Source organism: Microcoleus sp. MOSTC5 (assembly GCF_036701825.1).
Classification (GTDB): domain Bacteria; phylum Cyanobacteriota; class Cyanobacteriia; order Cyanobacteriales; family Microcoleaceae; genus Microcoleus; species Microcoleus asticus.
In genome coordinates, this window is sequence record NZ_JAUBRK010000064.1 from 12,719 (window position 1) to 25,021 (window position 12,303).

Consider the following 12,303-nt stretch of genomic DNA (forward strand, 5'->3'; position numbering starts at 1 on the left):
CTTAGCTTGTTAGCTATGACGATTATATACGAGGGGTGCGTCCTTTGAATTTTGACGATCTACTATCACGAGCAGATGAAGAAACGCTACAAACTTTATTGGGTAGTTCAGCTTTCCGTTTAGTGAAGCTTCTTGATAGTCGCCTAGCAACTCCCACTAATCTGCGTGAAGTTTTGGTGAGGATTTATTCTCGTGAAAGCTTGCTTTTATCAAAAGACACTCGCACTATCCTATTTGAATTATTACGACCCAAACAAGCTGAAATTCTCGCTACAATTTTGTCAGCTTCAGACAATGAAGATGTCTTTCAAGCCCTAAAAGAAGTCAAAATACGTCGCGGATCGGAACGCGAACGTGCGCTTTTCGACTTTTTTGAATTGGTTGTACCATCAACTGAGGAATCTGAAGAAACACCCTCATCGGATTTGGCTAAGCCTCAATACGCTTTGTTTGTTCATCAGCGTAGTGCAGCAGCCAAAGTCAAACAGTACCTCCAAAAAGAACCTCGGCGTGTTCTGCTTCATATGCCCACCGGATCGGGAAAGACACGCACGGCAATGCACATTATCGCCGATCGCCTGCGAGCGCAAGAGCCTACTTTAGTCGTATGGTTGGCATACAGTGAAGAACTTTGCGAACAAGCCGCCGCCGAGTTTCAACGCGCCTGGAGATATTTAGGCGATCGCGATTTATCCATTTATCGTTTCTGGGGAAACCACGAACTCGATCTCGATCAGGTGCGGGATGGCATAGTAGTTGCAGGTCTTTCCAAGCTTTACAGTCGTGCTAAACGTAGCATTCAATTCATTAACAAATTAGGTTATCGTTCTTCTCTTGTCATTATTGATGAAGCCCATCAAGCAATTGCAGAAACTTACAAGCTCGTCCTCGATTCTCTCGTTTTACCATACGAACACACAGCACTGCTTGGGTTAACAGCTACACCAGGCCGCACTTGGGCCGACATTAGTGCTGACGAAGAGTTAGCTGAATTCTTTGCACAGCGCAAGGTTATTTTGGAGGTTCCTGGCTACGAGAATCCAGTAGACTACCTAGTGTCAGAGCAATACTTGGCACGAGTAGAATACCGACCTTTACTACACCAGAGTGGATTGAATTTATCTAATAACGACTTGAAGCGTATTGAAGAAGAGTTAGAGTTACCAAAAAATATCCTGACTCGCCTAGCTCACAACGAACAGCGCAATCTCCGCATTATTTTGGAAATTGAAGATTTGGCAAAGACCCACAAGCGTATTTTGGTGTTTGCCATATCTGTAGAACACTCAAAACTTCTAGCCGCTGTGCTGAAAGCTAGAAATTGGCAAGCATCCGCTGTAACTGCTAAAACTCCTGCTTCAGAAAGAGAGCGAATCATTGCGAGGTTTAAAGATGACAGTCCAGAAACTAAGATTATCTGTAATTATGGCGTTCTTACAACAGGATTTGATGCCCCGCGAACCAGTGCCGCCGTGATTGCTCGTCCCACCAAGTCGCTTGTTTTATACAGCCAGATGGTTGGACGTGCTATTCGCGGACTTAAAGCAGGTGGCAATGAACAAGCTGAGATTGTTACTGTAGTGGACACAGACTTAGCTGGATTTGGCAGTGTTGCCGATGCTTTTAACAATTGGGAAGACATTTGGAGATTAAAATGACAAAACAACATGATATCGTTCCGGTACATTTAGTTGTTCAAGCAATGCGTGACAACGGTTATAAAAACGCAGCCTATGCACTAGCCGAACTCATAGATAATTCCATTCAAGCGGATGCTACTGAGGTAGAAGTTCTGTGTGCTGAGAAAGAAATTCAGCTACAGCGACGTAGTTCGCGCATTCATAAAATCGCTGTTTTAGATAATGGAAGCGGCATGGATTCCACTGTTTTGCGAATGGCTTTACAGTTCGGCAACGGAACCTATCTAGCAGAAGACAAACATACAGGAATGGGGCGCTTTGATATGGGGTTGCCATGCTCTTCAATTTCCCAGTGTAAACGGGTGGATGTTTGGACTTGGCAGAGTGGTGTAAAAAATGCAATTTACACATACCTAGATTTGAATGAAATTAAAAACAAGCAGCTTACTGAAGTTCCCGAACCTCAGAAGCGCCCTATCCCTGAGATTTGGGAAAAAGTCACAACAGGTTTTGGAGAGACGGGAACATTAGTTGTCTGGTCTGATATCGATCGCTGTATGTGGAAGACTGGTAAGACAATCATCGAAAATTCCGAGTTCGTGATTGGACGAATGTATCGAAAATTTTTAGATACTCAAGAAGTAGTCATTCGTATGGCAACTTTTGATATTAATGAACCTACCAAAATCATGGTAGAAAAATTTGCACAGCCGAACGATCCGGGTTATCTCATGGCAAAGACTTCTTGCCCAGATCCTTTTGACCAAACGCCAATGTTTCATCCGTGGCCAGAAGAAAACAGCTATGAGACAACTTTTATCATTGAGTTTCGTGGCAACAATCACGAAGTAAAAATTCGTTATTCTTATGCTAAGGAGGAAGCCCGGCCAGGAAAGAATCCTGGTAATCTTCCGCATGGAAAGCACGCTGGTAGGAATATGGGCGTTTCAGTCGTTCGAGCAGGGCGTGAATTGGAACTAGACGAGTCTTGGGCACAGAAAAGAGCTACAGAGCGATGGTGGGGAGTCGAGATAGAATTTCCCCCAACACTTGACGACTTGTTTGGGGTCACTAACAATAAGCAATCTGCCCGTAACTTTTCAGAACTGGCGAATCTAGATATCGAATCCATGCTAAGAGATGGAAAAACAATTATTGAACTCAAAGAAGAACTAATCCAAGAAGAAGACCCCAGAGGCCCATTAATAGACATTGCTTATAAGCTCCATAAAAATATAGCAACTATGCGAAATCAGATTAATGCACAAACGCCTGCTTCAGGCAGTGGACAAAAGCGACATCAAGGATCTTCTGCGGAGAAAGTTGCAACTGATGTGACAGAAGAACGGAAGAAAGATGGACACCAAGGGCAAAGCGACAAGGATGAGTCACTTCCTTTAGAGGAGCGAAAGGAAATTATTGAAAGCAAATTAATAGATAGAGGTGTTCTGCCATCTGAAGCTGAAGAGTTAGCTGCAAAAACCGTTTCTGATGGTTTGAAGTACACTTTTAGAAAAGCAGATATAGAAACTGCTGCTTTTTTTTCTGTTGAAAGGGGAGGAGGTGCAATTATGATATTTTTGAACGCTAACCATCCTGCCTACAAAAACCTTGTCGAAGTTTTAGAAGAAGAGGTAGAAGGTGTAGATCCTGAAACACTTCGCTTTCGTCTAACAAATTCTCTTGAGGGTTTGAAATTGTTACTGATGGCTTGGGCGCGGTACGAGGATGAGCAACCGCTTGGAAAACTACGCAATAAGGCACAGGAAGCTCGTTTTGATTGGGGACGGGTGGCTCGACAATTCCTTGAAAGTGAGGAATAACTGAAGGCTCTATCATTGTTTAACTAGGGGTTAGGGGTTTAACATTAGTGGCAGATATTGTGCCACTCTGTTTACCCACTTTCCAAAGTCAACCAGTTCATCATATTTTGCAGGAACCGGAAGAAGTGCGATGCCTACGGCAAGCTTCCCTAACGAATCCTCTCGAACCACAATAAAACTCAACCATAGAAATAGATAACTAATGTCCTACAGTGATTTTACTTTAAATCGAGTTGCTAAAGAGTTTAATTTAACCATTTCTGAGCGCTCTAATATTTTCACAGAAATTCCAGAATTAATACCAAGCGATTTTCTCCAAGAAACCCTGCGCGATAATCTACCTTTAGCCCTTGGTAGCAATACGGAAAAAGCGCGATCGGAATTAATTATTGCTCCAATTCTCGTCGAGCTCAGAAAACAATTAAATTATCAAATTAGCTGGTTTTCGGGTATTGACTTTAGTGTGGATGCCAGTAAAGGATTAAACGGCAGTTGTGATTTTATCATCAGTCAATCACCTGAACTTTTATTTGTTAGTGCGCCAGTTATTACCGTCGTAGAAGCTAAAAAAGAAAATATTTTAGCTGGCTTGGGACAATGCGTAGCGGAAATGTTGGCAGCGCAAATTTTTAATGAAAATGAAGGCAACGAAATTCCTGTGATTTACGGTACCGTTACCACCGGCACTAACTGGAAATTTTTGAAATTAACAAAACAGACGATCGAAATTGATTTAGTCGAATATTTTATCAACGATTTAGGTAAAATTTTAGGTATTTTAGCTAGTGGCATTCACTCAAGTATTAATTAGGTCAAGAAACCCGGCGGTTGAAATCGCATCTTGTCAAACGAAGTCCCTCAGTAACAGGCTAAGAGAGACTCGGTGGTTGAAACCCTGTCTGCACAAACTTTCTTCCACGCGGACTAACAGATATTCTCACGGCAATTTCACTTCTGTCTCCTGACTGATAACTACTGGCGGCGACAAAGGCGGTTGAGATTCCGCCACATTCAACTGACCGCCACAACAACGCAACTCGTAAAGTTTGGCATTAATTTGATACTCGTATTGGCTCAATAACCTTGCATAAATATAGCCGGCTTTTCCATCCAAAAAGCCTAACTGAATGAAGTAAAATAAAATAAATCTGAGCATTGGTTTAAAAGGCAGCCACACCCAAACTTTTTTGAGAAATCGCTTCCGCTGTACGGCATCTCCAAATAAGTTAGCACCAATAGTGCCGCTGTCGTCGCGCCCTTCAATAATATTGTAATAAACGCGAGCTTCCCAATTAGAATAGCGGTTGTGCCGTTCTATCCAGTGAAATAAATCGCGGTAATCCTCGTGGATCATGTCATTTTTTAAGTAGCCGACTTGACCGGATAAAATGACGTGTTCGTGAACTTCGTTGTCACCAGTATTGGGGACGGATTCAGTGCCGAGATTTTCGTAACGGCCTTTTTGATGTTTGAACAAACGCAAATTCCAGTCGGGATATCGGCCGCCGTAACGCAGCCACTGACCTAAAAATAAGACTTTGCGGTTGAGGTAGTAGCCGTCAAAATTGGGGTCTTCGATCGCCCGCGCGATTTCGTCCCAAAGTTCCGGCGGAATGCGCTCGTCGCAATCGACAATTAATACCCATTCGTTGCGAAAGGGCAGATTGTCCAAAGACCAATTTTTCTTTTTCGGCCAGCGTTTGTCGAAGTAGAATTGCACTACTTTTGCGCCGCTATTGATGGCAATTTCTACCGTGCGATCGCTGCTTTGAGAATCAACCATGAAAACTTCATCCGCCCTGGCAATGCTGGCCAGACACGCAGGTAGATTAAGTTCTTCGTCTTTTGCCGGAATGAGAACTGAAACCGGAATCTTGGATGAACTAGATGTCATAATCGAGTGCTTGAACCTGAATGCGGTAGAGTTTTTGTGGATGAAATGCGATCGGCACAGCCGCGCCGACGACTTGAGCAGCGAGGGATATTGCCTATAGCCTAATGCCTAGTGGTCGATTTCGGTGCAAAAATCAGGCCGCGGATGGCTGCGCTCAAATAACCGATTTGACCCCAGGCAAAAACGAAATTTTCAAAGCGCAGCGCCGGATCTCTAATATATTTAAAAGACTTCCAGACACCCCTCAAGATTCTTTCACCCCCTCGCCCAAGCTGAGCAATACCCGCTCGATCGGACAATTGTTCCCGATAACACTCGCTGATGCCTTGCCACCACCCGCGCTCTAGAAACCAAGCTTTGTTGAGCCGTTCTGCTGCGACATTGTGAAGCACCACGGCCTCCGGTAGATAAACTACTTGCCAACCTAACTCTAAAGCTAATTCTGTGGCCCGCAACTCTTCATTTGACAACAATTTTGTGCCGACTCTACCGAGTTTGACATCGAAGCCGCCAATTTTTTCGAGAAAAGTGCGCCGGATCGAGTAGTTTACACCCCTGGGAGTCAAACCGGCCGCAGTCACGTAAACGCAACTTTCCCCCAAATCGTATGCTCCCAAGTTCTGGGCCAATCCCGGTGACAGCCATTCGGGCGGGCTGACTCCAGAAGGCCAGAGCAAATTGACTTTGCCACCAGCGATGGCGAGTTTTTGATTGCTTTGATAAGCCGCGTGCAGCACTCTGAGCCAATTAGGGTCAGCAACAGCGTCGTCGTCGAGATAAGCTAATATTTCGCTGCGAGCTTCTGAAGCGCCGGTGTTCCGGGCTACTGACAGACCGATTTCGGGTTCCCAGACGTACTTGAGGCGGCGATCGCCCAGTCTTGCTTCTACCACCTCGCGGGTGCGCGAAGTGGAACTTTCCGGGCTCGCATAATCGCTAGAGGCGTTATCCACTACTACTACTTCAAAGTTGTCGGGAAAATCCTGTACCAGCAAGCTGTCGATCGCCCCCCCTAAATAGGCGGCGCGATTGTGGGTGCAAATAATCGCTGATATCTGAGGGTCTGGCATAAATAACAGCTTGGGAAATACTGGGGCTCGCGATCGACTTACTGTGATATTGTCTCAACAATGCTATTATCGCTTAAAAAGCATTTGATAGTTGGCAGTTTAAATCATAATTGGTAATTGGGAATTGGGAATTGGCAATTGGGAATTATGTTTAATCCTTTGTATGTGACCCCGCCCAAAGAACGGAGACAAACCCGTGACATTAGTCGCCAGCAGCCCCAAAATTTTAACCAAACTTCAATCTCCCAAAATCATTTGTTGTGGAGTAAATCTAAAATCTAAAATCTAAAATCTAAAATCGACTGACTAATGACTAACTCACAACCCCCGGCATCGAGACAATTAATCTTAGTAACTGGGCCTGCCCGAAGTGGCAAAAGTGAATGGGCCGAAACTCTGGCTGCGGGTTCGGGAAAACAAGTAATCTATGTGGCTACCGGCCGGGTTGATGAAACGGATTTGGAGTGGGTTCGTCGCCTCGAACAGCATCAAAATCGCCGTCCTGTTGATTGGACAACTCTAGAAGTGCCGATCGAATTATCGGCCGTTGTGCGAGCCGGCAAGCCCTCGGATTGCTTGTTGATTGATTCCCTGGGAACTTGGACGGCGAATCTTTTGGAAAAAGAAGCGGCAGTTTGGGCTAATGCGCAGCACGAGTTGCTGGCTAGTTTGAAGTCGGCGGTGGCTGATGTGATTTTGGTAGGGGAAGAAACCGGATGGGGCGTTGTGCCTGCTTATCCGGCGGGGCGGGTGTTTCGCGATCGCCTCGGCACTCTCGTGCGCCAGATCGGGGCGATCGCCGATAATGTTTATCTCGTCACCGGAGGTTACGCCTTGGATCTGAGCGTTCTGGGTACGCCGCTGCCGCCTGCTGCGAAAAATTAACAGCCGGATTCGCCATTGACAAGCGAGAAAAAATCTCGCTTGTCAATGGACAATTTTAACTGAAAATCAGGTATAATTTTAACTGAGATTTAAAACTCAAGACTCAGATAAATGAGTCAAAAAACATACTCCTTCGGGCAAACCGCACAACAATTTGACACGAGGAATAGCAAAATTTTCAAATAATGTAAAATATAAAATGTCTCTTGAGAAAGAGTGCCAAGTGCACATTGAAAGTCTAAAATCGCCAAATAGTTGACAGATTGACTAAAAATTATGGCATCAGAGAGTGAAGTGAGAAAATATATTGCTTACTGGTTTCAGTTAGGCAAAAAAGTATTAATTCGCAACGGTTCCGAAGTGCTGCTGCCCAAATCGGTAATTGCGGGCGATCGCTACAGCCAGGAATTTGAAGACTGCTGGCAAAAAATTATCTCCCCTGACAGCGGAGACTGTTACCTGCAAGGCACAAACGAAACAATTGCCCAACTGCTGACACCAGCTTGGGAAATCAGCCCCTGCGCGCGCTGCGCGATGCCCGTAGTGTTCCAAAAAACTGGAATGCCCCCGGAGTTCTGTCCCTGTAACGACTTACCGAACTGGCCCGATACCGAACTGCCCCAACCTCGATCGCCAGTCAGCACAAAATCGCAACTGTCAGGAATTCGCGATCGACTCCTCAAAGCTGGGGGCGAATAAAGAATGACATTGTAGTGCGTTCACGTGACGCGATCGAGCGGAGGCACGAGTGACCAGAAAGCGGGTTTTTCGCGAAAAGACGCGTTGCAACCCCCAGATCCAGTAAAAAACCCGCTTTCTGTAGTCCTAGTGCATAAGTCTTGGACTATTGGCTAGTGACTAACCCCTAAGGACTAATAACTTTTGCCTTCGGTTTTATACCTTAAAGCAGTGGTGAGAAGGCCACAAATTGTTACAATGTCTTTACAATGCTTCACAGGTCTGAGTTTTATGGATGTCAAGACGGTATCGCCAGCCTCCCCGCTAACTTACTCAAATTCAGGGACTCACGCTGCACTCGGGAATGTCAAAGAGGTAGAAACAGTTCCCCTGCAAGCTGTACAAGTAGAACTAGAGACAGTGGCGGTCACTCCCGAACCGCTCAAATCAGCCAGAGACATAGCTTATGAGTTGGCAGGAGATGCTGTGCGCTACGATCCAGTGGCGATCGCAGCGCTGTACCGAAAGCGACCTCTACAAGTCTGGGGAAGGCTGTCGAGCGTTGTTTGGACATTTTTTAGCTTTGCCTTCAGTGTGTGGTTCGACGGCAAAACAGGTCGTACCGCCACCAACCAAAAGCGTCGCGCCGTCCGACTGCGAGAAATTCTGGCGCAACTCGGCCCAGCTTTCATCAAAATCGGACAAGCACTCTCAACACGGCCTGACTTAGTACCGCCAGTATATTTAGAAGAACTAACAACGCTGCAAGACCAATTGCCAGCATTTCCGAATGAAGTAGCATATCAATTCATCCAAGAAGAATTGGGCGCCCACCCCAAAGACATCTACGCAGAAATCACCCCCGATCCGATCGCCGCAGCTTCTCTCGGACAAGTCTACAAAGGCAAACTCAAAACCGGGGAAACAGTCGCAATCAAAGTGCAGCGACCAGATTTAGCCGAGAACATCGGCTTAGATATCTACATCCTGCGGCGCGTTGCAGTTTGGGCACAAAACAACTTCAAAATAATTCGCAGCGACCTCGCAAGCATTATGGACGAGTTGGGCGAGCGCATTTACGAAGAAATGGACTACACCCACGAAGGTCAAAATGCCGAACGGTTTGCCCAACTATACGGTCACATCAAAGACATTTACGTTCCCAGCATCTACTGGGAATATACCCGCCGCCGCGTCTTAACAATGGAGTGGATCACCGGCGTCAAACTGACTAATTTAGAAGCAGTTAAAGCTCAAGGAATCGACGCTCCTTACTTAATTGAAGTGGGGGTGCAGTGTTCTCTCAGACAACTGCTAGAACACGGTTTCTTTCACGCTGACCCGCATCCCGGCAATCTTTTGGCAACTCCTGACGGTCAGTTGGCTTATCTCGATTTCGGGATGATGAGCGAAGTTAAACCTTATCAGCGATACGGCTTGTTAGAAGCTGTGGTGCATTTGGTGAACCGCGACTTTGAAGGTTTAGCAAAAGATTACGTGAAGTTGGAGTTTTTAACGCCAGACACCGATTTAACGCCAATTATTCCAGCTTTGGCCAGCGTGTTTAACAATGCTTTGGGTGCTAGCGTTGCCGAACTAAATTTCAAAAGCATTACTGACGAGCTTTCGGCGGTGATGTACGAATATCCTTTCCGAGTTCCAGCTTACTATGCTTTGATTATTCGATCGCTCGTCACCTTAGAAGGGATTGCCATCAACGTTGACCCCGAATTCAAAGTGTTGAGCAAAGCTTATCCTTACGTTGCAAAACGGCTGTTGAGCGACCCCGCACCGGAATTGAGAGCATCCCTGCAAGACTTGCTGTTCAAACAAGGGGAATTCCGCTGGAACCGCTTAGAAAACTTGCTCAAAAATGCCCGCGAGAGCGAGGATTACGATGTCAGCAAAATCTTGAACCAAGCTTTAGAGTATTTATTTTCCGAAAGAGGAGATTTCATTCGCGATCGTATTGTCTTGGAATTAGTCAAAAGTCTCGACACACTTTCCAGCAACGCTTTTGCTAACGCCAAAGCTGTAGTCGGCGAATGGTTTGGAGTCAAGGCAAATCAACCTGTGGTTTCACAAACTGAACAAAAAAACTTAGAGCACATCAAGCGGATTTGGGATATTTTGCAATCAACTCCCGGTTTTGACACGATGAAAGTATTGCAGCTACTTCCGCAGTTGTTGGTGAAACCGGAAGTGCAGAATATGGGGCAGAAAGTAGTCGGCGGTTTAGCTCAAAGAGCAGTTGCTAGGGTAATTCGCGAGTTTTTGCTTTCGCAGGAACCGGCAGCAATTCCTGAGAATGGAAGCTACCCTAAAACTTCGCCTCAGTTGTCTTTACCTGCTGCGAAGTAGTTTGATTGGGCGTTTTTTTGACCGCCGATATTAGCAGATAAACACAGATGAACGCAGATGGAATTTCATCTGCGTTCTTTTAATTAAGCTTGAATCCTTTAGCGGCTAATTGCTGGCGGAGACTCTGAATCATTACGCGATCGAGAGTATTTCCACCACTATTGGTACTAGATTGGCGCTGTTGTTCAATATATGCTGTACGCTTTTGAGATAAGTCGCGGATCGTCTTTTTAATCGCTTCTCTTTCGGTTTTCTTTCCAGCTACATATGCTCTTTTTTGTGTTAGCGTCATCCCCTGCATGATTTCTGGTAAATTATCATCTGATATTGTCTCTAGCTTAACTGTTCCGTTTTCAAGAGCATCCAGCAAGTCCCAAGAAGCATTATCATAGTATTCAGAAGCTTTGGACGCACTACGCAAAACCGTATTGCTGCCAGCATTACTATCTTCAACTGCTTGACGTTGTTGTCCTACTCTTCCTTCTCTACCGTAGGGAATGTAGGTTTGATTGAGTTTAGTATTCCAAGTAGAAATTTCGTCATCGTAAGGGGACTTAATTACCACAATTTGTTGGTTTTGATTAATGTTAAAACTACTGCCTTTTGCTAAATCTGCTCCTGATGCCCAAAGTTGTCGTTCCTGACTTTCGGCTGAACCACAGTAGATTGTATTAACGAGTGTATCTCCTTTGACAGCGAGATTGACAGATTGATTCCAAACTATTGGGCCTTGATCGAATGGTTCATTCCCCGCAATAAAAATCACGCGAAAATCTTCCTGATTTTTACTCCAGTTTAATTCTTGCATTGCTGAACGAATTACCCAGCCAGCATATTCTTGACCGCCGTTGGTTTTGATACTAAATAGCTTTTCGGAAACTAAATCTAATTCTGGAGTAAACCCAGTTAATAATCTGACAAAACCTTCCGAGGAAGGTAAGCTGTCATTACCATAATGGTAGAGAGCAACTTCTAACTCTGGTACTTCGCCATCTTTGGTTACTTTAGTTAAAAAATTAACAATTTGCCAAAGTTGAGTACGAGTCTGGTCAATCAGTCCATCCATGCTATTACTAGAATCTAAAAGGATGGCTATCTGAATTTTTGCTTTTGCGAAAGCTGCTGTGGGAGAACAAAAAATACTTAGGGTTAAAGCTGTAGTGAATAAAATTCGAGTTAATTTCTGCATAGAATTTCCCCTACAAATTTATTTTTTACCCAATTATAGTCAGTAATAGTATAGATTTAGTTCCTGGTGTCAAGTAAGTTGTAACAAAACTTTACATTTGCGCTTAATTCAGTACATGACTTACGCACTCCGACGGAAGAAACCGGGTTTTTTACCTTGGGTGTGGACTGCAACGTTCTAGCAGTTTTGTTAATGCTGCATCAGGAGTTTTATAGTTTTCTAAGTTAACGCGGTTTAGGGAAACAACTACTTGTACGTGGTGGTACTTTGCGGGCGTTAATTGATATTAGATCATCGGTTTTTCCTTGCTTTTCGTCACAAGAGTAATAGGTTTTTCCGTTACATCTTATTATGGGTTAGAGTTGCTTTTGGGAAAATAAAACAAATTTACTTAATGAACTGCAATGCTCACCCTGCTTGTCCGTCCCTTATCATAGAAGGAGTCACAGAAAAGCGTAGCGCTCGGGAGTCAATATATGCAGGCCATCCTTTTAAGCCGCGAAGAAGTTGCACAACGTGCAAAGCAATTGTACGAAAGCAACATCCGCCAAAAGGTCGAAGTGGAAGAGAACATCGGCAAGATGGTCATCATCGACATTGAAACAGGTGATTATGAAGTCGATAAAACTGGATTGCAAGCATCTCGTAACCTTAGTAAGAAGCACCCAAATGCCCGACTCTTTGGTATTCGCATTGGATATAACGTTGCTGTCTCATTTGGTGGTGTCATGGAGCGTGTCTGCAAGTGATTATCTGGGATTGT

11 protein-coding genes are annotated in these 12,303 nt (G+C 44.8%); 8 read left to right on the forward strand and 3 right to left on the reverse strand.

What is annotated here, in order from left to right; translation table 11 throughout:
• The first annotated feature begins 44 nt into the window (after positions 1-44).
• The 3 genes from QUA54_RS27485 (at position 45) to QUA54_RS27495 (ending at position 4,274) form a co-directional block, all read left to right on the forward strand.
• Positions 45-1,658 carry a DEAD/DEAH box helicase gene (locus tag QUA54_RS27485; protein ID WP_333417426.1) on the forward strand — a complete coding sequence of 538 codons (1,614 nt, stop codon included), beginning with the start codon at positions 45-47 and terminating at the stop codon, positions 1,656-1,658.
• Positions 1,655-3,463, forward strand: coding sequence for an ATP-binding protein (locus tag QUA54_RS27490; protein WP_333417428.1), 1,809 nt, complete (start codon positions 1,655-1,657; stop codon positions 3,461-3,463). Before QUA54_RS27485 ends, QUA54_RS27490 begins: the two co-directional genes overlap by 4 nt.
• 202 nt (positions 3,464-3,665) lie before the next feature.
• On the forward strand, positions 3,666-4,274 hold the full coding sequence (locus QUA54_RS27495; protein WP_333417430.1) for a hypothetical protein: 609 nt from the start codon (positions 3,666-3,668) through the stop codon (positions 4,272-4,274).
• Between the two features lie 126 nt (positions 4,275-4,400).
• Here QUA54_RS27495 and QUA54_RS27500 read toward each other — a convergent pair whose 3' ends face one another.
• Positions 4,401-5,336, reverse strand: coding sequence for a glycosyltransferase family 2 protein (locus QUA54_RS27500; protein WP_333417457.1), 936 nt, complete (start codon positions 5,334-5,336; stop codon positions 4,401-4,403).
• On the opposite strand from QUA54_RS27500, the gene QUA54_RS27505 reads away from it, so the two are divergent.
• Complete coding sequence (locus QUA54_RS27505; protein WP_333301340.1) at positions 5,245-5,457, forward strand: hypothetical protein; 213 nt, start codon at positions 5,245-5,247, stop codon at positions 5,455-5,457. The genes QUA54_RS27500 and QUA54_RS27505 overlap by 92 nt on opposite strands.
• A gap of 1 nt (position 5,458) precedes the next feature.
• Here the strand turns inward: QUA54_RS27505 and QUA54_RS27510 are convergent, their stop codons facing one another.
• The gene (locus QUA54_RS27510; RefSeq protein WP_333417432.1) at positions 5,459-6,427 is read right to left on the reverse strand and encodes a glycosyltransferase family 2 protein; all 969 of its coding nucleotides are present in this window, start codon (positions 6,425-6,427) and stop codon (positions 5,459-5,461) included.
• A 309-nt stretch (positions 6,428-6,736) separates the two neighbouring features.
• Here QUA54_RS27510 and cobU point away from each other — a divergent pair, with 309 nt between their 5' ends.
• The 3 genes from cobU to QUA54_RS27525 all read left to right on the forward strand — a co-directional run bounded on the left by cobU (position 6,737) and on the right by QUA54_RS27525 (position 10,351).
• Positions 6,737-7,312, forward strand: coding sequence for a bifunctional adenosylcobinamide kinase/adenosylcobinamide-phosphate guanylyltransferase (cobU, locus tag QUA54_RS27515; RefSeq protein WP_333417434.1), 576 nt, complete (start codon positions 6,737-6,739; stop codon positions 7,310-7,312).
• 276 nt (positions 7,313-7,588) lie between these two features.
• Positions 7,589-8,011: a hypothetical protein gene (locus tag QUA54_RS27520; RefSeq protein WP_333417436.1), complete on the forward strand. Its 423-nt coding sequence runs from the start codon at positions 7,589-7,591 to the stop codon at positions 8,009-8,011.
• A 270-nt stretch (positions 8,012-8,281) separates the two neighbouring features.
• The gene (locus tag QUA54_RS27525; RefSeq protein ID WP_333417458.1) at positions 8,282-10,351 is read left to right on the forward strand and encodes an AarF/ABC1/UbiB kinase family protein; all 2,070 of its coding nucleotides are present in this window, start codon (positions 8,282-8,284) and stop codon (positions 10,349-10,351) included.
• 79 nt (positions 10,352-10,430) lie between these two features.
• Here QUA54_RS27525 and QUA54_RS27530 read toward each other — a convergent pair whose 3' ends face one another.
• Positions 10,431-11,540 (reverse strand): hypothetical protein, encoded by a 1,110-nt coding sequence (locus QUA54_RS27530; RefSeq protein WP_333417438.1) that lies wholly within the window; start codon positions 11,538-11,540, stop codon positions 10,431-10,433.
• A 476-nt stretch (positions 11,541-12,016) separates the two neighbouring features.
• On the opposite strand from QUA54_RS27530, the gene QUA54_RS27535 reads away from it, so the two are divergent.
• On the forward strand, positions 12,017-12,289 hold the full coding sequence (locus QUA54_RS27535) for a hypothetical protein (RefSeq protein ID WP_333417440.1): 273 nt from the start codon (positions 12,017-12,019) through the stop codon (positions 12,287-12,289).
• Positions 12,290-12,303: the final 14 nt, after the last annotated feature.

Coding starts and splice junctions, on each gene's coding strand:
- QUA54_RS27510 (WP_333417432.1), bottom strand. CDS start 6,427: ATGCCAGACCCTCAGATATCAGCGATTATTTGCACCCACAATCGCGCC.
- QUA54_RS27505 (WP_333301340.1), top strand. CDS start 5,245: ATGAAAACTTCATCCGCCCTGGCAATGCTGGCCAGACACGCAGGTAGA.
- QUA54_RS27490 (WP_333417428.1), top strand. CDS start 1,655: ATGACAAAACAACATGATATCGTTCCGGTACATTTAGTTGTTCAAGCA.
- QUA54_RS27525 (WP_333417458.1), top strand. CDS start 8,282: ATGGATGTCAAGACGGTATCGCCAGCCTCCCCGCTAACTTACTCAAAT.
- cobU (WP_333417434.1), top strand. CDS start 6,737: ATGACTAACTCACAACCCCCGGCATCGAGACAATTAATCTTAGTAACT.
- QUA54_RS27530 (WP_333417438.1), bottom strand. CDS start 11,540: ATGCAGAAATTAACTCGAATTTTATTCACTACAGCTTTAACCCTAAGT.
- QUA54_RS27520 (WP_333417436.1), top strand. CDS start 7,589: ATGGCATCAGAGAGTGAAGTGAGAAAATATATTGCTTACTGGTTTCAG.
- QUA54_RS27535 (WP_333417440.1), top strand. CDS start 12,017: ATGCAGGCCATCCTTTTAAGCCGCGAAGAAGTTGCACAACGTGCAAAG.
- QUA54_RS27495 (WP_333417430.1), top strand. CDS start 3,666: ATGTCCTACAGTGATTTTACTTTAAATCGAGTTGCTAAAGAGTTTAAT.